Origin of the sequence: uncultured Chitinophaga sp. (assembly GCF_937874145.1) — a bacterium.
Classification (GTDB): domain Bacteria; phylum Bacteroidota; class Bacteroidia; order Chitinophagales; family Chitinophagaceae; genus Chitinophaga.
Genome location: NZ_CALNBI010000505.1, coordinates 1 through 23,418, shown reverse-complemented (window position 1 = coordinate 23,418; position 23,418 = coordinate 1). Strand labels below are relative to the sequence as shown.

Below are 23,418 nucleotides of genomic sequence, written 5' to 3'. Positions count from 1 at the left end.
CGCCGGATTCCATGGCGTCGCCGTCTTTTTTGAAGGGGACGAAGCGGGTGGTATCGTCGAGCAGGCGGAAGATGGCTTCCGCTACTTCCATTCCGGCCAGCACTCCGTCCTCCTTGATTTTGAGCCTTGCGGTGCCGGCGGTTTCGGCGGGGATGGAGGCGAGGGTGCTATGGTCGCCGGAGCCGATGTCTTCCGCCAGGGCGGAATGTATGAATTGTTCCAATGCTTCTTTCTGTAACATGACACGATCGGTAATGAGCAGGCAAGTTACAAACAAAAAGGCCATCCGCCTAGGAGCGGACAGCCTTTCGATACGTTCGTCTTTTGCTGTTGTGCTATTTATTTTCGAAACGCAGTTCGTTGAGCACGAAGGCATTTCCTTTTTTCTGGAGGAAGAAGGAGGTGCGGTAATTGCCGCCGCTGGTGGTGAGGTTGCCCACACCAAACTGGGAGCCGCCTTCGGGGCCGCCTTTGTGGAGGAGTTCGAAGGTTTTTACGGCATTTTTCCCGAAGAAGTCTTTCAGGATGATTTCCGCCTGCGCTTTGCTGTAGGAATTCGATTTACCAGCCATGTTGATCTCGACCGTGTTGTCCAGGAGCTTGCTCAGGTTACCCGAATCTCCCTTTTTAAGGGCGTTGACCACGTCATCGAAAGGACCGGCGAACAGCGTAAAAGCTGTCAGCATCCCCCCGGCGAGGAGCACCCCCAACACTACGATTAACTTTTTCATTATCCGTTATTTTGATCGCAATACATTTATCAACCGTAGAAGACGCCAAAACTATGCCAAATTGCTGTGTTTCAATAAATATACCATTATTGTGCTATGCTTCGGGAGCTTTTGAATTACAACAATTTAATATACAAAAATCCCTTGAGATATAGCTTTTCCGGAAAAATTTTAGGCACTGGAAAAGATAGTATTATTAATTTCACTGCCCGATTCATTCATAACGCACAACGGAATACAAGTATGGAAACTAAAAGAGCGATCCTGATTATCATGGATGGCTGGGGACAGGGCCAGGTTCCTGCCGCCGACGCTATCGCACATGCGAACACCCCTTTCGTGGACAGCCTCTATGAGCAATACCCCCACAGCACCCTCATCACCTGCGGCGAAGACGTGGGCCTGCCCGAGGGGCAAATGGGCAACTCAGAAGTAGGCCACCTCAACATCGGGGCCGGAAGGATCGTTTACCAGGAGCTCCAGCGCATCAATGTAGCCGTAAGAAGCGGCGAGCTCGCCGCCAGCAAGGTTTTGCAGGACTCCATGGAATACGCCCGCAACAACAATAAAGCCCTCCACCTCATCGGACTGGTGAGCGACGGCGGCGTTCACTCCCATATCACCCACCTCAAAGCCCTCGCTTCCATCGCGAAAGAACGCGGGCTCAGCAACGTGTTCATACACGCCTTCACCGACGGGCGCGACACCGATCCCAAAGGCGGCCTCGGCTACCTGGACGACCTCCAGCAGCACCTCAACGCCACCACCGGGCGCATCGCTTCCGTTACCGGCCGCTATTACGCCATGGACCGCGACAAACGCTGGGAACGGGTGAAACTGGCTTATGACGCACTCGTTAACGGTACCGGTACGCCTACGCAGGATGTGCTGACTGCCGTGAAAGCTTCGTACGCAGAAGGGGTTACCGACGAATTCATCAAGCCCATCATCGTGACCGACGCGCAGCAGCAGCCTATCGGGAACATCCAGCCGGGAGACGCTGTGATCTGCTTCAACTTCCGGACCGACCGCTGCCGCGAGATCACGGAAGTGCTCACCCAGCAGGCATTCCCCGACTTCGGCATGCAACCGCTGGCCCTGCATTATACGACCATGACCGAATACGACAAAGCCTTCAAAGGGGTGCATGTCATTTTCGAAAACGATAATCTTTCCATGACGCTCGGCGAAGTCCTGGAGAAGAACGGTAAAACCCAGATCCGCATCGCGGAAACGGAAAAGTACCCGCACGTGAGCTTTTTCTTCTCCGGCGGCCGCGAAACGCCCTTCGATGGCGAAAAGCGCATCCTGGTGCCTTCTCCCAAAGTGGCGACTTACGACATGAAGCCGGAAATGAGCGCCCCCGAACTGGCGGACGCCATCCTGCCCGAACTGGAGCAGCGCACGGCCGATTTCGTGGTGCTGAACTTCGCCAATGCCGACATGGTGGGGCACACAGGCGTATGGCCCGCCGCCATCAAAGCCGTGGAAACGGTGGATGCCTGCGTGTCCAAAGTAGTGTCTACGGCCCTGCTCAACGACTATACGATCTTCCTCACGGCCGACCACGGCAACGCCGACTTCATGATCAACGAAGACGGTACGCCCAATACGGCCCATACCCTGAACCTGGTGCCCTTGTTTATCATCAGCCAGGAATTCAAGGGAGAGATCAGGAGCGGCAAGCTCGGCGACCTTGCGCCTACCATCCTTCACTTCATGGGCCTGCCCATCCCGAAGGAAATGACCGGCAATGTTCTCGTATAATCCCAACCGGATATATCGGAAAGGGGCTGCTATGGCGGCCCCTTTTTTATTTTGCGCCCCGTGTAACTTTCCAGTCTGCCCACCCGTTTAACACCTGATAAAGCCGTAAGGCTTTCCCGGAATTGTCATATCTATTATCACCATAAGTTTTTTAGTGCTCTCGACAGATTTGCTCATGCATCAGATGCGCCGTATTCACGGTGCATTTTTTTTATAGGCCGATTGGGGCGGCACCGTTAATTTTGCAGGTATGAGAATCGTATTCCGGATCGCAGGGCTTTGGGCGTTGCTGGCCGCAGGATGCAGTCTTCCCGAGCGGGAAGGGCCTCCGGTGGCTGATGAAAAGGATCATAGTTACAGGGCGTTAGGCAATTATTGCTGGGACGAGATCGCAAGGATGCGCAAATCGCCGTTCCAGATCACCAAAACCATCCGCCTCAACGGCGAAACGGTTACCGCTCCCGTGCAGGACAGCGCGGGGCTGGAAGCGCTCTTCCGCCCGCTGATGGATGCGGATATCAGCCGTCCTTCCCTGGCCGACGCCTACGTGACCGATACCATTCCCAATCATTTCACCGGCGACACGACGTTTATCCACCGCAGCCGCGGCAAACAAACCTGGCCGGCACAGCTGATCGTGGAGATCGACAGCAGCCGCCGCATCCGGAACGTTCAGGCTTCTTCCTACACCAAAAATCCCGTGTATGAATACCGGCAAGAGATCGCCTATGAACGCGACCGGCAGCTTACCATCACCTCCATGCAGAAAATCATTTTTATGAAAGCGGAAAACATGGAAACCACCGCTATCTTCCGACCTTTAACAGCACATCAACCATGACTTCAGCGGAGTTTTCCCAGATATCACATACCATACCCACCCAGGCCGGCATCTACAAATACTTTGACGCCGGCGGGGAACTGCTGTATATCGGGAAAGCCAAATCCCTCCGCAAACGCGTTTCCTCCTACTTCGCCAAACACCACGACAACTATAAAACCCGCAAGCTGGTGGACAACATCCACCACATCGAGTTTACGATCGTAGACAACGAGAAAGACGCGTTCCTGCTGGAAAACGCCCTCATCAAGCAGTTCAGGCCGAAATACAACATCGATCTGAAAGATGATAAAACTTACCCGTTCATCGTCATCAAACACGAACCCTTTCCCCGCGTCTTCCTCACCCGCCGGGTGGTCAAGGACGGCTCGGAATACCTCGGCCCGTTTACCTCCGTGGGCCGCGTACGGGAAGTGCTGGAAGTAATCCGGTACAACATCCCCCTGCGCACCTGCAACCTCAATCTCACCGAACAGAACATCAGAAAAGGCAAGTTCAAAGTCTGCCTGGAATACCATCTCGGCAACTGCAAAGGTCCCTGCGAGGGACTTCAATCCGCCGACGATTATCGCGAAGGTTTGCAATCGGTGAAGGAAATCCTCCGGGGCAACCTTTCCCCTGTGCTCAATGTGTTCAAGGCGCGCATGCAGGAACACGCGATGAATATGGAATTCGAGAAAGCGGAAATCGAGCGGAAGAAGATCGCCAGCCTGCAGGACTACCAGGCGCGTTCCACGATCGTGAGCAGCCGGGTGGGCAATGTGGACGTGTTCACCATTCTTTCCGAAGGCAATTTCGCTTATGTAAATTACCTCCGCGTGCTGAACGGCACCATCGCCGATACCAAAACCGTGACGCTGGAAAAGAAACTGGAAGAAACGGACGTGGAAGTGATGGAATATGCCATCGCATACCTGCGCGAAGCGTTCCAGAGCCTGGCACGCGAGATCGTGGTGCCCTTCGACGTGGAATTCCCGGAAGAGCATGTAGAGATCACGGTGCCGAAGGGCGGGGATAAGAAAAAACTGCTGGACCTGTCCGCCAAAAACGTGAACTATTTCCGTGAAGAGCTGCACAAGAAAAAAATCCTGCACCTCGAAGGCAAGAGCGATATGGAGAAGAAGAAAGTGCTGTACCAGCTGCAGGCTGATCTTGAGCTGCAGGAGCTGCCCGTACATATCGAATGCTTCGATAACTCGAACTTCCAGGGGAGTTATCCTGTTTCCGCCTGCGTGGTGTTTAAAGATGGCGTGGCATCGAAGAAGGATTACCGGCATTTCAATATCAAAACCGTGGAAGGCATCAACGACTTCGCATCGATGTCGGAAGTGGTGTACCGCAGGTATAACCGATTGCTGAACGAAGAGCAGCCGTTGCCGCAGCTGGTGATCATCGACGGCGGCAAAGGCCAGCTGGGTGCGGCGATGGACAGTATCCGAAAACTCGACCTCATCGGGAGTATGACGGTGGTGGGCCTGGCGAAGAATGAGGAGGAGATTTTCTTCCCTGGCGACAAGGATTCCATCAAACTGCCGTACGACAGCTAGAGCCCGAAGCTGATCCGGCGCATCCGTGACGAGGTGCACCGTTTCGGTATTACGTTCCACCGTCAGAAGCGGAGCAAGGGCACGTTCAAGAATGAACTCGAGGGGATCAAAGGGATCGGCGAGAGTACGGCAACGCAGTTGTTGCAGAACCATCGATCTGTGAATAAGGTGAAGCAGCTGAGTAAAGAGGACCTGGTGAAGGAAGTGGGTCAGAAAAAAGCCCAGCTGATCTGGGAGCATTTTCACGGGGAAGGCAATGGCCAGGCAGGTGCGCAAGCCAATACACCGCAGTAACGTTTGCATTTCCCGCAGTTGAAACCATCGTTCCAACAAGCAAAACGTGCAATGATAATTTCCTTCACTTGCCACAAAAAAGGTAGCCCGGTTTGAGAACCAGGCCATTTCCCCAAGTTAACCATTAAAAGACACAGATTTTATCTTTGACAACCGGCAAATACCGGGAGATCTTCGCTGTAAAAACTCACATTATCAGGCAATGCAATAAGTGCATTTTTCACATTACTAAAATAGTGCGAATGGGGCTCTGCCGTTGTTAAGTATTTGTTATCGAAAGGAAATTACATTTCGCCACAACCTGCAACAGTATTGAGTTTCAAGAGATTTCGAAGGAATGGTTTTTTGTTAGCGGACCGGTTCGGAAAGGTACTGCAAAGTCACCGCAGCGGCATCCCCGCCACGCACATTTTCCACACTGCGGATAGCCTGCAGCATATGCCGCTGCGCATGCGCAATTAAGAACCGGAACGTATCACCCGCCTTCAACGCCACCAGCTTCGATAACGTAGTCGGAATGCGGATGCCGCCGATATCCACCCGCTTCGCCGCCTGCAGCAACGATAACATCCACTCCTGCTGCGCCTGGAATTCCTCCATGATCTGCGCCGCATCAAGCGTCGGGGAAGGGCGGTGGTTCTTCGGAGATTGCATCTTCATCTTCAGCCCGCCGTCTGCCTTCGGCATCATCGATTGCGTGAAGTAATTTCCCAGCCACCCGCTCCGGAAGTTCTCCGGGACAGGTCGGTTTTGTGCCAGGAATTTCCGGAATGATTCGTCGATGGCGGGAAGGTAATACCGGCCATAGCCGTTGAGGTGCTCCAGGCACTGGATGGCGGACCAGCTGCCGGGAGCGGGTTGCTGCAAAAGGATATCATGGGGTTGGGGCGCCAGGTAGCGGTCTGCCGCCGCAAGCAGATTGTTAACGTCGCGCTGGAGATCGCCGAGAAGCCTGGCGGAATGGAAGGTAGGCATGTTGCATTATTTGTTGATCCGATGCAAAGGTAAGCCGGACTTTTGCACGAAATCTTTGCCTGCGCCAAGATTTACAAGCGAACGCCGCCCAGCAGCTTGCTGAATGTGGCGGGGTCGATGCCGAGGTAGGATGCCAGGTATTTGTGGGGAATCATCTGTAGGACGTGAGGGCTCCTGGCCAAAAGGCGCCGGAACTTCTGCTCCGCCCCCAGCGTCTGGATTTCTATCAGCCGTTCCATCACACCTGCCATGGCCGCCATCGTACCCACATGCACCCACCTGGCGATAACGGGGTATTGCTGCATCAGCCGCTGGATGTCGTTGAACGAAATCCGTAAAAAAGCGCTCTGCGTGAGGGTTTCCAGGTAATATTTCGACGGCTGCTGCAGGAAAAACGAATCGATGATCCCCGAAAACGAACCGGGGTACGAAAACATCAGGGTGGCTTCCTTCTGCCCTTCCGCCAGCGCAAACGCCCGCTGCAATCCCTCCGTGACATAGTAACAATAACGTTCCGTATCCCCGGCCGCCGTCAGCACCGTTTTCCGCTTGCAGGCCAGCGGATGGAAGCAGGCGGAAAGATCTTCCCAGGCGTCCTCAGGAAGGGGAATAACGGCCTCTATTGCGGTTCTGAGTTGCTGCATACCTGCAAGATATAAAAAAACCGCCCCCTGTGCAGGAGGCGGCTTCTCATTATCGTTCGCAGGATCTGAACGAAAGGGATATTAGTATTCCCACAGGTCCTGCTCTTTGTTGAAGATCTTGTCTTTAATCGCCTGGCCTTCCAGCAAGCGCATCACACCGTCTTTGATGTAATTGCTGATCTCGCGGTTGTAAGCGTTCTTTTCCTTCACTACGTAGCTGGCGAAGAAACGCATCTCGAACAGGTCTTCCCAGGTCATGGTGGACGCGTCGTTGTTCTGGTTATATACGTCGTATTTGGCCAGAACGGGGCGCAGATCGGGATAGTAAAGCCAGAACAGGGGAATGGTGGCGCGTACGGAACCATCGTCGTTCAGACGGGATACCATGGGGGCGATACCGAGGATGCGCACCTTCAGCGCGGAGGCTTCCTGGTCAAACACCCAAACTTCCTTGATTTTGTACTGCTTGATCGTTTCAGGGTTGAACTCGTCGCGGATCGTTACGTTTTTTTCCTCCCCGGTCACCGGGTCGATGCTGCGGACGGTCCTTTCCTCGCCCGAAAGCTTGGTCATGATCTCGTCGTAAGGCATGAGGGTGCTGAAACGGTCGTCGATCGGGCTGAACGCTTCCACTTCCTTGTTTTTGATCGCAGCAAGCAGGATATTGATCAGGAGCTGGTTCACGCCCGATTCGTCTTCCACGTTGTACTGGAAGGGAAGGTTCATCTTCTCCCGCACATCGATGATCTGCCAGATCTGTTTTTCCCAGAACTTGTCATCTTCACGGATGTGGTCGTAGGCGATGGGCACACGGTCGCGGATAGGGCTCTTTTCGGATACCCCGTCTACCCGCAGCGACTTGCGCGGCGTGTCTACCGGTGTTCCCACGCCGTCCTGGCGGAGAGATGCGGGCGCCGTGCCGGAGGGGTCTCCGGCGGGAGCCGCGGGCACATTAACAGGGTTGCCGGTAGCCGGGTTGGTTACGGGCGCCTGCTCCTGCGGAGGCGGTGTTTCGGTGCCGCCTCTTCTCCGGCGCGATTGCGCGTCGGCGGTAGAAGCGATGAAAACCAATAACAGCGCACTCAGGCTGATCCTTTTCAATATTACTGCTTGCATAGCCAGTAACGGTTTTTGTTCGTTAATTGATCTTGAAGTTTACGTTCGGCATCGAGCGAACCCTGCCGTCCGGTCCTTTCACCTTGATATTGTCGAAATATACCTGGTCGCCGGGTTTGATACCGCGGATCGCGCCCTGCAACTCGGGGTTGTTGGGCCACAGTTCCGAAGTAGCGTCGCCTTCGGCATACGGACGGCTGCGCGATTCGATACCCATACGATAGCCTACCACGGCGTAGCGAACGCCGTCGAACACGAAGTCTTCCAGGTCGGCGCGGAGGCCTTGCTGTACTTTAAACTCTGCGGCTTTCATGGTGGGGCCTTTGGTGAGGCCTACCTTGATGGACGGGTCGGGAACGTTTTTCACACGGAACTCTTTGGAACCGAGGCTTTCCACTTTACCGTCGATTTCGGCGGTTACGTTGATGATGGCCTTGCCGGTAGAGCTAACGGTTACTACGAATTCGCCGTTCCCTCTGCTGGTGATCTGGCCGCCGCAACCGGAGATCGTTGCTTTCACCTTGTCGGACGGAACGCCGGCGGCGGTGATGCTGATCGGGTTCTGGAGGGCCACGTACATTACGTTCATTTTATCCGCAGAGATGGAAGTAGCGGCGGAGCTCACCTTATATATTTCTTCGAACGGGCTGTTCACCACCTGGCCGTTGGGCTTTACCAGCTGGATGGTACCGGCGATCTTGTGTTCGCCGATGGTGTTGACAGGCATTTCGAAGACACCTTTACCGCCGGAAGCCGTAACGGAAGTACCGTTGATCACGATCGTCGGGTTTACCGTACTGCTGTAGGCGCCCATTACCACGGTGGCTTTGAGCGTCTGCCCGGGTGTAAAGTTTTTAGAGTTGAGGGACACGAATGCTTCCAGCTTATCGAAAGCGAGGTCGTTTTCAGAAACTTCGGTCATCAGTTTATCGATGATCATGGCTTCCGAGTTGCGGATATCGTTCTGGAATTTGCTGAGCAGGGTTACCGCCGCGATGGTCGGCACCATGTTGAAGTGATATTCGGTCCAGTTTTTCTTCACGGGCCCTTTCTGCGCCGGTAATTCTATACGGAGCGGGAGCGTGGTATCGAAAACGTTTTTATCCCTGGGATTGATCTGTGCGAGCACCTGGTTACGGAAAGATTGCAGTTGCTTTTCGAGGGCGTCGCCTTCTTTCTGGTTTTCCATTACGCGCGTGGGCGCATCGAGGTTGTCTTTGCTTTTGATCTCACCTTCATCGGTAAGCCCTCCGCTTTCACGGATAATTTTTTGCTTGAGCGTGTCAAGATAATCATAGGTAATCTGGGAAATCTTACGGACTTCATCGGCCTTTGCTTTCAACGGGCCCACTTTCCCTTCGTCGTTGGCCATCAGTTTTTCGAACTGGCGGTAAGTTTTGCCGTTCTTATTATTAATGGATTCGTTAGACGTTGTGATGGAGTTGTTTACTATATCGAATGCGTTCAGGATCTCGGCGGATACGTTCAACGCTAACATTGCAGTAAGTACCAGGTACATGAAGTTGATCATCTTCTGCCTGGGATCTTTTGGTAATGCCATAGTAGTCTACAAGTTTTAGAATTGAATGTCTCTTGTTATCGTCACTATTGCGTTACCTTATTTGCCTTGCATTGCGGTGAGCATATTGCCGTATACGGTGTTCAGGTTGCTGAGGTTGCGGGCCAGCAGGGTGATTTGCTCCTGTGTTTTCTTCGCATCGTCAACGCTGCCGCTCATGGCCTTGGAAGCAGTGAGCAGGTTTCCGTAGAAGCTGTTCATAGCTTTCAGGTGGTTATTGGTATCCTGCAGTTCCAGTTCGTAGATCGCGTTCAGGGATGCCAGGTTTTTGGTCATGGACTGAACCTGCTCGTGGAAGTTGCGGGTGGATTCGGAAGCGTTGTTGAAGGTAGACACGGCAGCTGCTGCGTTGGTATATGCCTGCGTTACAGAACCGATAGCATTGGCGGCTTCGCGGGTCTTGGCGGTGTAATCGCCGGTTGCGGCTACCACATCGGAGATATCGCGCATCTTGTCGACAGTTGTGCCCAGTTTGGAGAAGTTATCGCTCAGGCGGCTGAGATTGGCCGGAGTGATGTCGGCTTCTTCCAGCATTTTGTCCATTTTGGCGAGGGTTGGGCTGCCGGCAACGGCAACGCCGGCTGCGGGAGCGGGTGCGCTGCTATCAGGCACGAATGCGTAAATAAAGAAGATCAGGGCTTCCACGCTCAGGCCCACGATCAGGGCAACGTCTGCGCCAGGCCAGTGCTGCAGTTTGAACATAGCCCCGATGATCACCACTGATGCGGCGATACATACGAAGAAATTAAGCCATTTCGCTGTGTTAGGATTCATAGCCATAGGTTAAAATTTAAGTTTATGGGTGATTAAAAGGTAAAAAGCTCGATGCATGCTTGCTGTGCTCATAATGATATGATTTTGTGTCAGGTTTATCACCAAGATTCAGCTATTTATTCCTATTTCCTTTTGTTGAAATCGTTTTTGGACCGGCTCAGGAACGCGATGGTGCAACGGAAGCCGATGTAAGACTTCGCGCTGTCCTGGTACTCGTAAGAGCGCGTACCGTTCTGCAGGAAGTGCCCGATATCCTTCCAGCTGCCTCCGCGGATGGTTTTCCGCTTCATCTTCGGCGGCGCGTTGTCGGCAACGTCCATCCGCAGATAAGGGTTCATATCGGAGGTGAAGGAATAGGCATTCTGATAGTAGATGTCCATCGTCCATTCCGCTACGTTGCCCGCCATGTTGTACAGACCGTAGTCGTTAGGCCAGTAAGCGTCGGCACGAACGGTATAAAAACCACCGTCTTCCGGATAGTTACCGCGGCCGGGCTTGAAGTTGGCGAGCAAACAGCCTTTCTTGTTGCGGATGTAGTAACCGCCCCAGGGATACGGCGCCTGTTCGCGTCCGCCGCGGGCTGCATATTCCCACTGCGCTTCGGAAGGCAGCTGGAACTTATCCTCGGTGAACTGCTTCTTGGAGGTCCGGTAGTCTTCCCAGAATTTGGAACGCCATTCGCAGAATGTATTCGCCTGGTGCCAGTTTACGCCCACAACCGGGTAGTTGTCGAACGCAGGGTGCCAGAAGTACATGCGCGTCATGGGCTCGTTATACGCATACGAGAAGTCGCGGATCCAGCAAAGGGTGTCCGGGTAAATGGGCACGTCTTTCCGGTCGATGAACTGAGAACGCGGCTTGTCCTTGTTCTCGCGCAGCTTCGCCTTGTCCCAGTTAAACCGCTCTTCGTGGTATTTCAGCTTGCGCACGTCGATCTCCAGGCGGCCGTATAAACGGTCTTCCGGAGCGTACATCATCGCGTCCAGCTTTTCGTAAGTCGATTTGTCTTTCCAGTTGATCTTCTGTTTCCAGTCCACGTAATCCACCCCATTGTCGTTTTTCACATGGCCCATCAACACATGCGCCATGGAATCCGTTACCCAGTTCACGAACTGTCGGTACTCGTTGTTCGTGATCTCAGTAGCGTCCATGTAGAAACCGGAAATCGAAATGGATTTATTCCTTGCTGTAAAGGAATAATTCACATCCTCGTCATTCGGCCCCATGTGAAAAGTCCCGGAAGGAACATATACCATTCCATAAGGTACGGGGGGTGAGTACTTCGGTCTGGGACTAACGCCTATTAACTGACCCTGCGCGTTCTTAGCGGATTTCCCGCCGCCGCAACTGGCCAGCAGCACCGCCAGCAGCATGACCAACAGCCCACTACAATAATTAAGCTTCATAAGGGTGACTTTCATTAGAATACGTTTTTTCTTAAACCCGCCAGATGCTTCTGCCAAACGACAAGTCAACTGCTACAGTCACGCTTTTCACCTGGTTGTATCACAGAAAGATAGCAAATGTATTATTTTTTTTTAATCCGTAGTATGTTTTCTTCCAACTTTTTCAACCGCACATTTCCGGGGTACGCAATATAGTAAAACGGAAGTTTTAACATTTTATTATGTCCTTGTGCCTTTCCACTGTTAATTTACCACGGCCACATACAGGCTATAGCCCTCTGTAAACCCTTGCCTGTCAAGCCTAATCACGCATTTGTAATAAATATAATATTTATTTGGGAATTCTCAATGCCTGAATTTGCTCTGAAACGCTAATTTATCAAAGGGAACGCAAATTACAACAATTCTCATATTAAATTATTGATTTCTGATATATATTCCACCGGCCGCTCACAGCGATATTCCCGGCAAATGTATATCAATGTCTTGCCTTCCACCCGGCGTTCCTGCAGCAGCGGCATGCCTTCCACGTCACCTTCCGCCCCCAGCATCACCTTAAATGGCAGGTACATCGCGTTCAGCTCCCGCATCCGTTCCAGGTACCCCGGCCCCACGACCGCCAGCTCCGGCTCCCCCTGCACCAGGCGCATCACCATCGACGCCCACACCCCGAACGAAGTCGGGTACCGCATTACCGTCTGCCCCAGCCCGGCCGTCATCGCCAAAGCGCGTTCCGCCCAGTCCCTTTCATCAAAAACAATGGAAAGATGCCAAAGGTTATGCGCCATCAGCGCATTTCCGCTGGGAACCGCCCCGTCGTACACTTCTTTCTTACGCACGATCACGTCGCTCTGCCCGGATTCAGTGTAATAGAAATAACGTCCGGTTTCGTCTCCGAATTGTGCCGTTACGTAGTTTGTCAGCGCCTTTGCCTCCCGGAGCCAGGCCAGGTCGCCCGTAACTTCCTGTAAAGCAATCAGCGCGCGGATCAGTGCGGCATAATCATCCAAAAATGCGGGATATCGCGCTTCACCATTCTTGTACGTATGCAGCATCGCCTGCGTTTCCCCGGGCTTGCGCATTTTTTCCAGCACCAGCCGCATGGCGCGTTCCGCCATCCGCACATACTTCTCCTCTCCCAGCGCGCCCGCCGCTTTACAGAGTGCGTGTATCATGAGGGCGTTCCAGCCCAAAAGGATCTTATCATCCAGCCCCGGCCGCACCCGTTTGGCGCGCGCTTCCAGCAATACCGGGCGGCTCCTTTCCAGCAGCGCCGCCAGCTCTTCCTCGCTCATCTGCTGCTCTTCCGCCACCGCCGCCATCGGGCGCGGCGCCCAGAGAATATTCACATCCTCCCAGTTGCCATGCCGGCTCACGTCGTAATAGGCGCAGAAAGCAGGCCCATCCGCCCCGAGGAGCGCCATCACCTCTTCTTCGCTCCACACATAAAATTTCCCTTCCACCCCTTCGGAATCCGCGTCCAGCGCGGAATAGAAACCGCCTTCAGGCGAAGTCATCTCCCTTTCGATGAACCCCAGCGTTTCCCGGACGGCCACCGCATACTTCGCTTCGCCCGTCAGCTGCCAGGCTTCACAGAGCACGTCGGTCAGCAGGGCGTTGTCGTACAGCATCTTCTCAAAATGCGGCGCCAGCCATTTCTCGTCGGTCGAATACCTGGCAAATCCCCCGCCCAGCTGGTCATTGATCCCGCCGTCGATCATCTTGTCGAGCGACAGCAGCGCCTGCCGGAGCGCGGCTTCGTCTTTCTTCATGCGGTAATAACGCAGCAGGTAGCCGATCGAGAAGGTGCCCGGGAACTTGGGCGCCCTTCCGAACCCGCCCCATTCCTGGTCCGCCTGCCCCAGGATCGCCAGGGCCATGGCGCCGCATTGCTCAGCCGTAAACAATTCTTCCTTCGGAATGAGGCTGCTGACTGCATCCATCCCAAACTGGTTGCTGTTTTCGAGATGCTGGGTGAGGTTGGACGCCTGCTGCTCGATATCTGCGCGTTTGGTTTTGAAGGCATCGGAAACGGCCAGGAGCACTTCGGTCCAGGAGGGCCGGTTGTACACCTGTTTCGGCGGGAAGTAAGTACCGCCGTAAAAGGGCTGGCGGTCTGGCAGGAGGAATACGTTCAGTGGCCAACCGCCCTGTCCGGCCATGGCCTGGAGTGCGTCCATGTAAATATGATCGATATCCGGCCGTTCTTCGCGGTCGATTTTAATGTTGACGAAATGTTCGTTCATGAGGCGCGCGGTTTCTTCATTTTCGAAACTTTCGCGCTCCATGACGTGGCACCAGTGGCAGGCGGCGTAGCCGATGCTCACGAGGATGGGCTTGTCTTCGGTCCGCGCCTTTTCGAAAGCCTCTTCGCCCCAGGGGTACCAGTCAACCGGGTTGTGCGCGTGTTGCAGGAGGTAGGGGCTGCTTTCCTTCGCTAGTCTGTTTGCCATGCCATTGATTTTAAGCGAAAATAAAAAAGGGGAACATCTTTCGATGATCCCCCCTGATAATTATTTGTAAAGCTTGTTACTATTTTTTGAGCCCCTGCAGGAATTGTTCGAGCGCGGCCACCATGGAGGGGGCTTGCGGTGCGGGGGCTTTGATGTCGAGTTTCAGCCCGGCTTCTTCTACAGCGGCGGAGGTCGTAGGACCGAAGGCGCCGATGCGGGTGCCGTTTTGCTTGAATTTCGGAACGTTTTCGAAGAGCGATTTCACGCCGTAGGGACTGAAGAAGACGATCAGGTCATATTCCGTGTTGGTCATGACTTCCTTCACGTCGTTCGATACGGTTTTATACAGCGTGGCGGTGGCGTAGTCGCACTTATTGGTTTTCAGCCATTCCTCGATGTCTTTCTTCTGGCTGTCGGCGCTGGGAAAGAGGAACTTCTCGTTTTCCCGGTGCTTGTTCATGACTTCCAGGAGGCTCTTGGCAGAACCATCGGCCCCGTAAAACACTTTACGCTTGCGGTAAAGGATAAATTTCTGGAGATAGAGGGCAACCGCTTCAGTGATGCAAAAATATTTGCATTCCTGCGAAACCTTTACTTTCAGCTCCTCGCAAATACGAAAGAAGTGATCTACGGCATTCCGGCTGGTGAAAATCACTGCGGAATGGTTGACAATATCAATCTTCTGCTTGCGGAACTCCTTACCAGGCACACCTTCTACCCTGATGAACGGAAAGAAGTCCAACCGGATGTTGAATTTCTTAGCGAGGTCGAAATAAGGTGATTTCTCTGTTTCTGGCTTAGGTTGGGAAATTAGGATCGTCAGTTGTTTTTCCTCTTTTTTTGGCCCGCCTTTGATCATACTAATTTGCTCTTGTGTTAACAATAGGGGCACCCTCACGGGTTACCAGTTAACCAAAGTAAAAGTACCTTTGTGATTATTAAAACCGGCACTACTTCGAATGCGCAAAGGTAAAGAAAAAAATGCAATTTGCTGAAGGAGAGATATTGACGAACGAGGGAATAGGACCTTACATACCTATAAACAACCAGTAATACTATAAAGAATATCGAAATATACAGGCAAATACTGGCAATTTCCGGCGAGCAGAAGGCCAAAACCACCAAAAACGGCGCCAGCAGTATCCCCAGCACCTTATTGATCAGGTAGAGGATGAACACATACGCATCGATCAGTTCCTCATTCCCGAAAAGCCACCCGCAAAACCGCAGCACCACGAACTTCACGAGGTAAATGATCCCCACCAGCAGCATCAAACCCGGGATCAGCATCCAGGCAATGGCGTCGGTCGGGTAATCGAGGCGGTACATCAGCAGGTATAAATACAGGCCCAGGCTGATAACAAAAAAGAAATTCAGGAGGAAGTTGGGAAAAGGCGACTGCGACAACTGGTCCTTCAACTGCCGCTGGCTCAGCGTGGGGTTGAAGAACGCGCGGAACATATCGTTGAAATACTTCAGGTAGGAACTGCGGATGATCCCCAGCAAAAGGAGCACGCCGGCCACGAGGTACACCAGCCAGTCCTGGTCGTCGGTCTCCCTGACGGGGTTCACGTCCAGCACCACGGGCTTGCCTTTGCGGGTGAGGAAAGCGTTCTTTTCCAGCAGCGACTGCATGATGGTGTCGTAGGCAGGCACTTTGGGCGTGGCGGCGAGCAGGGAGTCCGCCAGGCGGGCCTTTGCAGAGTCCGCCGCATGAAGCGCCGCGGTATGAGCGGAATCTGGCTTAACTTTGTGCGCAGCGGCCGGGGCAGTCCTGGCTGCCGGGGGGTGCTTCACGGCCGCAGGCTTTTTACGCGCGGCAGTATCGGCTTGTGCCATCGTTTGCAGGGCGCATGCAAGCAGCAGCCATATCGTCATCCAGGTTCGCAACGGTCAAAATTTTATGATGCAATTAACTTTTCCAGTTCCAAAAATATCAACAAAACTGACATGTATTATCGAGGTTTGCAAATTAATCTCCCTAAAACTTTTTTAACCGCGCATGGCCGGAATCTATCTGCATATACCGTTTTGTAAAAAGGCTTGCCATTATTGCAATTTTCACTTTTCGACTTCGCCGCAGCTGCGGGGCGAGATGGTGGAGTGCATAGCGGCCGAAGCGGTGCTCCAGCGCGGTTATCTCGACGGCCAGCCCGTGGCCACCATTTACTTCGGCGGCGGCACCCCCAGCCTGGTGGGCCCCGGCGCCATCCAGCGCCTCCTCGACACGGTGCGCGCCCATTACGAAGTGCTCCCAGATGCCGAGATCACCCTCGAAGCCAATCCCGACGACCTCACGCCCGAAAGCCTCCGCGCCTTCCGCGCCACCGGCGTCAACCGCCTCAGCATCGGCGTACAGTCGTTTTTCGAGGAAGACCTGAAATGGATGAACCGCGCCCACCACGCGCAACAGTCCATTGATTGCCTCAAAGAAGCCCGCGCAGCAGGGTTCGACAACTTCAGCATCGACCTCATCTACGGCGGCCCCACCCTTACCGACGAGCGCTGGCTCGCCAACATCCGCCAGGCCATCGACCTGAACATCCCCCACCTCTCCTGCTACGCCCTCACCGTGGAACCCGGCACCGCACTCGATCACTTTATCCAGCATCATAAAATCCCCGCTATCGACCCCGACCGCGCCGCCAAACATTTCGGCATGCTCATGGAAGAACTTGATAAGGCCGGGTACGAACATTACGAAATCTCCAACTTCGCCCTCCCAGGCAAGCGCTCGCGCCACAACAGCAGTTACTGGCAGGGCAAACATTACCTCGGCCTCGGCCCTTCCGCGCATTCGTTCAACGGCACGTCGCGCCAGTGGAACGTGGCGAACAACCCGCTCTACATCCAGAGTATCAAAAAAGAAATGGTGCCTTTCGAGATCGAAATGCTTAGTCCCAGCATGGCGCTCAACGAGCACATCATGATATCCCTGCGCACCGAAGCTGGTTGCGCACTCAATACGGTGGAAGAAAGATTCGGCGCAGACAAGAAGTCGCAGCTGCTAGCCGCCAGCCGTGAGTTCATCCGTAAAGGCTGGATGCGGCAAGACGGGGACCGCCTCACGCTCACGCGCGAGGGAAAATTCTTTGCAGACGGCATTGCCGCCGCGCTTTTCTTTTAAATCAATCCTTTTTCCAGTTCGAGGAATGCTTCTTCGGGATGCAGCTGCTCCCAGAGGATGGCGAAAATTTTCTGCGCGATGGGCATGTAGGCCCCGATGCGCCCGTTGATTTCCGCGATGCAGCGGCTGGCGTAATAGCCTTCCGCGATCATGTTCAGCTCGAGCTGCACGGCTTTTACGCTGTAGCCCTTGCCGATCATGTTGCCGAACGTGCGGTTGCGGCTGTGGAGGGAATAGCAGGTGACGAGGAGGTCGCCGAGATAGGCGCTCGCGTTATAATTGTGCACCACCGCCTCGCGGCCGCTGCCGGCTTCGTATTTCCCGTATTGTTCCAGGAATTCCTGCATTTCGCGGAAGCAGTTGGTAATGAAGACGCTCAGGAAATTATCGCCGTATTCGAGCCCATGCGCGATGCCGGCGCCCATGGCGTAGATGTTTTTCAGCACCGCGGCAAACTGCACACCGTTCACATCCGTGTTCACGATGGTTTGCAGGTAGCTGTTGTTGAAAAGCGCTGCGATGTTTTCCGCTTCGTCGTTATCCGTTCCGGAGAACGTCAGGTACGAGAGTTTTTCGTTGGCGACTTCTTCCGCGTGGCAAGGGCCGGTGATGGTAAAGTAATGCTCCGCCGGGACGTTGAACCGCTCGGCGAGGTAGTCGTTGATGAGTTGATTGGTGACAGGAACCAGGCCTTTAATCGCCGATACGACTTTCTTATCCGCAAAAGCGTCTGCCGGTAATTGTTCGAGTACGGCGGGAAGGAATGCCGAGGGGACAGACAGGATCACGATATCGCTGGCCGCCACAACATCCGCCGCGCGGCTGCTGAGGCTGAGCAGGCTGGTGTCGAAATATACTGAAGTGAGATAATGCTTGTTGTGATGGCGCAACTGCATGTGCCGGATCGTTTCTTCGTTGCGGATCCACCAGTGAATATGATTATTGTTGTCTGTAAGAATTTTTGCGAGAGCGGTAGACCAGCTGCCGCTTCCAATGATTCCGATATGGTAAGCCATGCGCTTCTGTTTCCTTTTGTTGCCCGCAAAGGTACGTTAATTTAAAGTTACGCCCGGCCGGTGCCTTGTATTGCGATGTATGTAAAACAAAGAGGGGCGGCTCGTGAAAGCCGCCCCTGTATTAAGTTTCATTGAAAAATTACTTGGTTCCCTCGAATAGTTCCGACCGCGGAACTACCTTCACTTTCTTGCCGTTTTCCAGCGTGCGGGACACGGCGGTGTACGGACCGCTCACCACCGTTTCACCGGGTTTGAGGCCGGAGGTGATCTGGATATTGTTATCGTCCTGGATGCCGGTTTTCACTTCGCGGATCTGCACGGTATTATCGGGCAGGAGCACGAACACTACTTCCTTGAAATCCTGCCGCTGCTGAGGGCTGCCGTCGTTCGGCGTGGCGCCGTTGGCGTTGTTTTCCGCCGGCTTTCCCTTTCTGTCGGCGGATTTATCCTTCTTCGCCGTGTCAGACATATCGCGGGTGGTTACGGCGTTGATGGGAATGGAAAGTATGTTCTTTTCCGTCCGCGTCTGGATGTCAACGTTGGCGCTCATGCCGGGGCGGAAGGGGAAACGGCGCGGGTTGTTGGGGTCCAGCAGATCGGCGTAGGACGACGACAGGATGCGGATCCTCACCACGTAGTTGGTCACCTGTTCCGCGGAGGAAGTGGAGGTGCTGGTAGCGTTGGCGGCGCCTTTGGAAGAGCTGGCGATCTGGGTCACCAGGCCTTTGAATTTCCGGTTCGTATAGGCGTCCACCTCGATCAGGGCGGAATCGTTCACTTTTACTTTCGGGATGTCGTTTTCCCCAACATCCACCTGTACTTCCATGGTGGACATATCGGCGATGCGGAGCATTTCCGTACCCGACATCTGCCCCGTTCCCACCACGCGCTCGCCCGCTTCCACGGAAAGGAGGCTGACGGTGCCGCCGGTGGGCGCCACGATGGTGGTGCGGCTCAGGTTCTTATTCGCTTCCGCCAGGTTGGCCTGCGCGCTGGCCACGGCGAATTTATTGGCGTTGATGCGCTGGCTGGCGGCGTTATAATCCGACAGTGCCGCTTTATAGGTTGCCTCTGCCGTTTCGAATTCCTGGCGGCTGATGACCTTATCCTTGTACAGTTCGTTGTTACGATCGAAGGTGGCTTTGGCCTGGTCGAGGCGGGCTTTGAACGCAGCGAGCGCCGCGGACGAGTTGGCCAGCTCGGCTTCGGTTTGTGACAACGCGGCGATCTGGCGGTCGCGGTTGGAGGCGTAGATATCAGCGTAAATGTGCGCCAGCGTCTGCCCTTTCTTTACCGAATCTCCTTCTTTCACGAGCAGCTGCGTGATCTCACCGGAAACGTCGGAGCTCACTTTCACTTCGATTTCCGGGTAAATCTTGCCGGAGGCCGATACCACTTCGATGATATCCCTGTCAGCAGCCTTGTCTACTGCCACTTTCAATCCCTCATCCTTCCCTGAACCACGTACCAGGGCAAAAATGACGATAAGGGCCACGATGAGCCCTATCCATAAAAAAAGCTTTTTTCTTTTCTTCATATACGCTTTGTATTACTGTGTCTTGGAACACTACAGCGTAATTTTCTGATCGCGATAGAATTCCAGTAGTTTAACCTTGAAAATATAATCGTACAAGGCCGATACGCGTTCGATCTGCGCCTTGAAAAGATTCGTTTGGGTGGTCACGTACTCGACCGTGTTCATGAGCCCGACTTCAAAACGCTTGGTGGCGAAGTCGAATGCTTTCTGGGATGCCTGTTCCGTAGTGATGGCGGCCTGGTATTTCTGGAAGGCGCCCACGGCGTCGGCATGCGCGGTGTATACGTCCTGGCGGAGCTGCAGGCGGTTGATGTCCAGCGAGAGCTTCCGGTTTTCCAGTTCGATTTTGGCGCGCTCCACTTGTCCGCGCAGCTGCCATCCGTTGAAGATGGGGAAGCTGAGGGAAACGCCGATGTTCTGGCCGAAGTTGTCTGCCAGCTGGCGGCCGGTGGTATATTTCCGCGTTGCGCGGTTGTTGAACTGGTCGTAAGTGAATACGGTGTCGAGGGGATTGGATTTCGGGAAACCGATGCTGGAAACATAAGTCACCCAGTTATCCGGGCCGAATTGTTCGTACCGGGTACCGCCGGCAAGACGGGTATCCGCGCCCGCATTGGCCCGGAGGCGGGGGTACAGGGCGCCTTTGGCGGCGGCCAGCGATTTGTCGGCCGACTTCACCCGCATTTCATCCGAGCGGTATTGCGGCTGGATGGACAGTGCCGAGCTGAAGATCATTTCGGGAGAATTCTCCGCAAGGTTGATAACGGGGACCGCGGCTATGTTGTCGGGAATTTTGGTGCCGAACGGCACTTCAAACCCCAGGTTCAGCAAGGCTTTCATCTGGAGCGTCCGCAAAATGGCGGAGTTCTCGGCTGTTACCAATGTGGAGCTGTCGCGCGCGAGCTGGGCTTCCAGGTCGGCCTGGTTGCTTTCCGGAACAGAGCCCGCCAGCACCAGTTTTTTGGTATTGTCCAGCTGGGTCTTGCTCAGGTCTACCTGCGCACGGCTGATTTTCACCTGCTCCTGGGCCAGGAGGATCTGCAGGAACGCGTTCGCCACGTTCACGCCCATATCGTTCCGTGCTTTTTCCAGCAGGTAATTCTGCGCGTATACTTCGTATTTGGAAGACGCCACTAAATTCCTTTTTGAAAACCACCCGAACAGGTCGGCTCCGGCGGAAAGGCCGATGCTGGCGTTGAACGTGGCTTCGTTATCGAACTGGTTGGTGGTAATATTGATGGACCGGCCGAAGATATAACCGCCGCTCGCAGAACCCTGCAACGTAGGCAGCATCGACATCCGGTCGGTCTTCAGCGTCAGCTCCGCCAGCCGCTTGTTCAGCACGCTTTGCTGCAGCGTCAGGTTATGGCGGAGGGCATACTCGTAGCAACGCTCGTATGTCCAGGCTTCCTCCTGCGCCATTACAGGCTGCACCGAAATAATGAATGCCACCAACAGGGCGGTAAAAGCGGACGAAATTTTCATAGCCGGTCGAAAATATTTGAATTGTTGTGATACCATGCCGGTTTCCTGATTTAAAGGCACAAACATCCTGCGGGCGGCAAGGGGCCACACGAATTTAATGCAAAACATCATATGATGAGTTTTTAACTTCCGGAAAAAATAACGGGCGGCTTACTGCAACCTCCCGTCCTTGATTTGTACAACCCGGTTGCCATAGCCGGCGTTCAGGTCGGAGTGGGTTACCTGGACGATCGTGATGCCGTCCCTCTTATTCAGTTCGGAGAACAATTCCATGATCTGGCGGGCCTGGTCGGAATGCAGGTTGCCGGTTGGCTCGTCGGCAAAAATAACGGCTGGCTCGGCCACGATGGCCCTTGCGATGCCCACCAGCTGCTGCTGCCCGCCCGACAGCTGCGTGGGAAAAAGATCTTTCTTCGCCACCATATTGAAGCGGTCCAGGATATCGGCCACCCGGCTCTTCCGCTCGCCCGAAGGCACATTGCGGTACAACAGGGGCGTTTCGATGTTCTCATATATCGTCAGCTCGTCGATCAGGTGATATGCCTGGAACACGAACCCGATTGCACCCCGGTGCAGCTGCGTTCTTTTCTTGTCGCTCATTTTATGTACCGGCTCCTCCTGGAAAAGGTACTCCCCTTCCGAAGCGTCTTCCAGCATCCCCAGGATATGCAGCAAGGTCGATTTGCCGGAGCCAGAAGGCCCCATGATCGACACGAACTCGCCTTGCTGAATGTCCAGGCTCACGTCTTTCAGTATTTCGTGCTTCCCAAATCCCACCGGGTAATGCTTTGAAATGTTACGCAGTTGTATCATGATCTGAATGTAAAAAATTTTATACAAGTATGCTATTCCGTCCGCAGCGATTTGACGGGGTTCATCAATGCCGCCCGCACGCTCTGGAAGCTCACCGTGAGCGCCGCCACCAGCAGGGCCGTTCCGCCGGCCAGCACGAATACGCTCCAGTGGATGTCTGTCCTGTAGGCGAATTCCTTCAGCCATTGCCGCATCAGGAAATACGCCAGCGGCGATGCGATGAGGATCGCGACGCCCACCAGCACCAGGAAATCCCGCGAGATGAGCGTGGCCACGCCCGCCGCGCTCGCGCCCAGCACCTTGCGGATCCCGATCTCCCGCGTACGCTGCCCGATGATGAGCATCGCCATGGCGAACAATCCCATGCAGGAAATGATGATCGTAAGCACCCCGCCGCTGATGAACACTTTCGTCAGCGTGGATTCCGTACGATACTGCCGCTCCGTGTTCTCGTTGACGAACGATCCGATGAAAGGCGTTTCCGGCGCCGCGCGCTTCCAGGCGGCGGCAAGCCTGTCCATCGAAGACGCCAGATCCCCCGGCGCCACGCGCACGAAAATATAGGTCGGCGCTTCTCCCGGCCGCACCAAATGCAGGATCAGCGGATCGATGGGGTTATGCAAAGATTTGAAATGATAATCCTTCACCACCCCGATCACCGTGTATTCGGTAGGATCTTCGTCGTCGAGGTGAAAGCGGTAGCCCACATGCCCTTTACCCGGACCGAACTGCCGCGCCATCTGCTCGTTGATGATGAAACCCGAAGAATCAGACGCCAGCGCTGCGGAGAAATCCCGCCCGCCGGTCAGTTGCAGGCTCATGGTATTGACGTATTCCGTGGAAACGCCCTGCCAGTGCGCGCGCATCTCCTTGTTGTCCTGATCCCAGGAAATAATGGAAGTCGATGAACTGCCATCGAGCCCGCGGCCGAAATTTGTCGTGGAACCTGTGACGGCCAGGATGCCCGGCTGCCCTTTGAGATCGGCCCGGAGGCGCTCCAGCACGGCATTTCCGTTTTCTTTGGCGCCAACGGGAACGCTGATGACTTCGGAGGTATTGTAGCCCAGGGGTTTGTTGCGCAGGTAATTCATCTGCCGCCAGGCGATGAGCGTGGCGATGATCAGCAGGCAGGAAAACACGAACTGGGTCACGATGAGCGAGTTACGGAAATAGTTCTTCCTGCCCGTCGTCATTTTTCCTTTCAACACAAGCAAAGTCTGCGTCCGCGCCATCAGGAGGGCAGGATAACCGCCGGCGAGGGCGGTCACTACCAGCAGCGTCAGGAGGATGCCTAAAAAGAACTTGGGTTCCAG

20 protein-coding genes and 1 pseudogene are annotated in these 23,418 nt (G+C 54.4%); 5 read left to right on the top strand and 16 right to left on the bottom strand.

The genetic code is table 11. From position 1 onward, the window contains the following. Together Q0510_RS23960 and Q0510_RS23955 are read right to left on the bottom strand one after the other, a co-directional pair. Positions 1-241, bottom strand: a pseudogene (locus Q0510_RS23960) (nicotinate-nucleotide diphosphorylase (carboxylating)); the annotation flags it as partial. Positions 242-335: 94 nt separating this feature from the next. After that, on the bottom strand, positions 336-731 hold the full coding sequence (locus Q0510_RS23955; protein WP_298717542.1) for a DUF4783 domain-containing protein: 396 nt from the start codon (positions 729-731) through the stop codon (positions 336-338). A 243-nt stretch (positions 732-974) separates the two neighbouring features. Here Q0510_RS23955 and gpmI point away from each other — a divergent pair, with 243 nt between their 5' ends. From gpmI to Q0510_RS23935, 4 genes are all read left to right on the top strand, one after another. After that, positions 975-2,498: a 2,3-bisphosphoglycerate-independent phosphoglycerate mutase gene (gpmI, locus tag Q0510_RS23950; protein ID WP_298717539.1), complete on the top strand. Its 1,524-nt coding sequence runs from the start codon at positions 975-977 to the stop codon at positions 2,496-2,498. Positions 2,499-2,748: 250 nt separating this feature from the next. Next, the gene (locus Q0510_RS23945; RefSeq protein ID WP_298717536.1) at positions 2,749-3,339 is read left to right on the top strand and encodes a hypothetical protein; all 591 of its coding nucleotides are present in this window, start codon (positions 2,749-2,751) and stop codon (positions 3,337-3,339) included. Beyond that, positions 3,336-4,886 (top strand): excinuclease ABC subunit UvrC, encoded by a 1,551-nt coding sequence (gene uvrC / locus Q0510_RS23940; RefSeq protein ID WP_298717533.1) that lies wholly within the window; start codon positions 3,336-3,338, stop codon positions 4,884-4,886. The genes Q0510_RS23945 and uvrC overlap by 4 nt, the downstream gene beginning before the upstream one ends. Positions 4,887-4,919: 33 nt before the next feature. Further along, on the top strand, positions 4,920-5,180 hold the full coding sequence (locus Q0510_RS23935) for a helix-hairpin-helix domain-containing protein (RefSeq protein WP_298717530.1): 261 nt from the start codon (positions 4,920-4,922) through the stop codon (positions 5,178-5,180). 348 nt (positions 5,181-5,528) lie between these two features. Here Q0510_RS23935 and Q0510_RS23930 read toward each other — a convergent pair whose 3' ends face one another. The 9 genes from Q0510_RS23930 to Q0510_RS23890 form a co-directional block, all read right to left on the bottom strand. Further along, positions 5,529-6,155 (bottom strand): DinB family protein, encoded by a 627-nt coding sequence (locus Q0510_RS23930; protein WP_298717528.1) that lies wholly within the window; start codon positions 6,153-6,155, stop codon positions 5,529-5,531. Positions 6,156-6,226: 71 nt separating this feature from the next. Continuing rightward, on the bottom strand, positions 6,227-6,799 hold the full coding sequence (locus Q0510_RS23925; RefSeq protein ID WP_298717525.1) for a Crp/Fnr family transcriptional regulator: 573 nt from the start codon (positions 6,797-6,799) through the stop codon (positions 6,227-6,229). Between the two features lie 81 nt (positions 6,800-6,880). Continuing rightward, positions 6,881-7,915 carry a gliding motility protein GldN gene (gene gldN, locus Q0510_RS23920; RefSeq protein WP_298717522.1) on the bottom strand — a complete coding sequence of 345 codons (1,035 nt, stop codon included), beginning with the start codon at positions 7,913-7,915 and terminating at the stop codon, positions 6,881-6,883. A gap of 22 nt (positions 7,916-7,937) precedes the next feature. Further along, on the bottom strand, positions 7,938-9,476 hold the full coding sequence (gene gldM / locus Q0510_RS23915) for a gliding motility protein GldM (RefSeq protein ID WP_298717517.1): 1,539 nt from the start codon (positions 9,474-9,476) through the stop codon (positions 7,938-7,940). Between the two features lie 57 nt (positions 9,477-9,533). Beyond that, entirely contained in the window at positions 9,534-10,268 is a 735-nt protein-coding gene (gene gldL, locus Q0510_RS23910) for a gliding motility protein GldL (protein ID WP_298717514.1), read from the bottom strand. Between the two features lie 122 nt (positions 10,269-10,390). Then, positions 10,391-11,689: an SUMF1/EgtB/PvdO family nonheme iron enzyme gene (locus Q0510_RS23905; RefSeq protein WP_298717511.1), complete on the bottom strand. Its 1,299-nt coding sequence runs from the start codon at positions 11,687-11,689 to the stop codon at positions 10,391-10,393. A 392-nt stretch (positions 11,690-12,081) separates the two neighbouring features. After that, a complete protein-coding gene (locus tag Q0510_RS23900) occupies positions 12,082-14,127 on the bottom strand; it encodes a thioredoxin domain-containing protein (protein ID WP_298717508.1) in 2,046 nt (681 codons plus the stop codon). Positions 14,128-14,206: 79 nt separating this feature from the next. Beyond that, on the bottom strand, positions 14,207-14,869 hold the full coding sequence (locus tag Q0510_RS23895) for a uroporphyrinogen-III synthase (protein WP_298717505.1): 663 nt from the start codon (positions 14,867-14,869) through the stop codon (positions 14,207-14,209). Between the two features lie 152 nt (positions 14,870-15,021). Next, positions 15,022-16,017, bottom strand: a complete 996-nt coding sequence (locus Q0510_RS23890) for a DUF4271 domain-containing protein (protein ID WP_298717503.1) — start codon at positions 16,015-16,017, stop codon at positions 15,022-15,024. Positions 16,018-16,129: 112 nt separating this feature from the next. Here Q0510_RS23890 and hemW point away from each other — a divergent pair, with 112 nt between their 5' ends. Next, positions 16,130-17,254, top strand: a complete 1,125-nt coding sequence (gene hemW, locus Q0510_RS23885; RefSeq protein WP_298717500.1) for a radical SAM family heme chaperone HemW — start codon at positions 16,130-16,132, stop codon at positions 17,252-17,254. Here hemW and Q0510_RS23880 read toward each other — a convergent pair. The 5 genes from Q0510_RS23880 to Q0510_RS23860 all read right to left on the bottom strand — a co-directional run. Next, a complete protein-coding gene (locus tag Q0510_RS23880; protein ID WP_298717497.1) occupies positions 17,251-18,270 on the bottom strand; it encodes an NAD(P)H-dependent glycerol-3-phosphate dehydrogenase in 1,020 nt (339 codons plus the stop codon). The two genes, hemW and Q0510_RS23880, sit on opposite strands and share 4 nt — an antisense overlap. 139 nt (positions 18,271-18,409) lie before the next feature. Continuing rightward, positions 18,410-19,807: an efflux RND transporter periplasmic adaptor subunit gene (locus tag Q0510_RS23875; protein WP_298717494.1), complete on the bottom strand. Its 1,398-nt coding sequence runs from the start codon at positions 19,805-19,807 to the stop codon at positions 18,410-18,412. Between the two features lie 30 nt (positions 19,808-19,837). Beyond that, the gene (locus Q0510_RS23870) at positions 19,838-21,292 is read right to left on the bottom strand and encodes a TolC family protein (protein ID WP_298717491.1); all 1,455 of its coding nucleotides are present in this window, start codon (positions 21,290-21,292) and stop codon (positions 19,838-19,840) included. Between the two features lie 150 nt (positions 21,293-21,442). Continuing rightward, entirely contained in the window at positions 21,443-22,105 is a 663-nt protein-coding gene (locus Q0510_RS23865; RefSeq protein WP_298717486.1) for an ABC transporter ATP-binding protein, read from the bottom strand. A gap of 32 nt (positions 22,106-22,137) precedes the next feature. Beyond that, positions 22,138-23,418 (bottom strand): FtsX-like permease family protein (locus Q0510_RS23860; protein WP_366941036.1); only part of this gene is annotated, 1,281 nt, incomplete at its 5' end.

What these genes read in the sequence shown, in the direction of transcription:
- gldM (WP_298717517.1), bottom strand. Translation starts at nt 9,476, where the DNA reads ATGGCATTACCAAAAGATCCCAGGCAGAAGATGATCAACTTCATGTAC.
- Q0510_RS23925 (WP_298717525.1), bottom strand. Translation starts at nt 6,799, where the DNA reads ATGCAGCAACTCAGAACCGCAATAGAGGCCGTTATTCCCCTTCCTGAG.
- uvrC (WP_298717533.1), top strand. Translation starts at nt 3,336, where the DNA reads ATGACTTCAGCGGAGTTTTCCCAGATATCACATACCATACCCACCCAG.
- Q0510_RS23955 (WP_298717542.1), bottom strand. Translation starts at nt 731, where the DNA reads ATGAAAAAGTTAATCGTAGTGTTGGGGGTGCTCCTCGCCGGGGGGATG.
- Q0510_RS23900 (WP_298717508.1), bottom strand. Translation starts at nt 14,127, where the DNA reads ATGGCAAACAGACTAGCGAAGGAAAGCAGCCCCTACCTCCTGCAACAC.
- Q0510_RS23905 (WP_298717511.1), bottom strand. Translation starts at nt 11,689, where the DNA reads ATGAAAGTCACCCTTATGAAGCTTAATTATTGTAGTGGGCTGTTGGTC.
- hemW (WP_298717500.1), top strand. Translation starts at nt 16,130, where the DNA reads ATGGCCGGAATCTATCTGCATATACCGTTTTGTAAAAAGGCTTGCCAT.
- Q0510_RS23875 (WP_298717494.1), bottom strand. Translation starts at nt 19,807, where the DNA reads ATGAAGAAAAGAAAAAAGCTTTTTTTATGGATAGGGCTCATCGTGGCC.
- gldL (WP_298717514.1), bottom strand. Translation starts at nt 10,268, where the DNA reads ATGAATCCTAACACAGCGAAATGGCTTAATTTCTTCGTATGTATCGCC.
- Q0510_RS23865 (WP_298717486.1), bottom strand. Translation starts at nt 22,105, where the DNA reads ATGATACAACTGCGTAACATTTCAAAGCATTACCCGGTGGGATTTGGG.
- Q0510_RS23870 (WP_298717491.1), bottom strand. Translation starts at nt 21,292, where the DNA reads ATGAAAATTTCGTCCGCTTTTACCGCCCTGTTGGTGGCATTCATTATT.
- Q0510_RS23880 (WP_298717497.1), bottom strand. Translation starts at nt 18,270, where the DNA reads ATGGCTTACCATATCGGAATCATTGGAAGCGGCAGCTGGTCTACCGCT.
- gpmI (WP_298717539.1), top strand. Translation starts at nt 975, where the DNA reads ATGGAAACTAAAAGAGCGATCCTGATTATCATGGATGGCTGGGGACAG.
- gldN (WP_298717522.1), bottom strand. Translation starts at nt 7,915, where the DNA reads ATGCAAGCAGTAATATTGAAAAGGATCAGCCTGAGTGCGCTGTTATTG.
- Q0510_RS23930 (WP_298717528.1), bottom strand. Translation starts at nt 6,155, where the DNA reads ATGCCTACCTTCCATTCCGCCAGGCTTCTCGGCGATCTCCAGCGCGAC.
- Q0510_RS23945 (WP_298717536.1), top strand. Translation starts at nt 2,749, where the DNA reads ATGAGAATCGTATTCCGGATCGCAGGGCTTTGGGCGTTGCTGGCCGCA.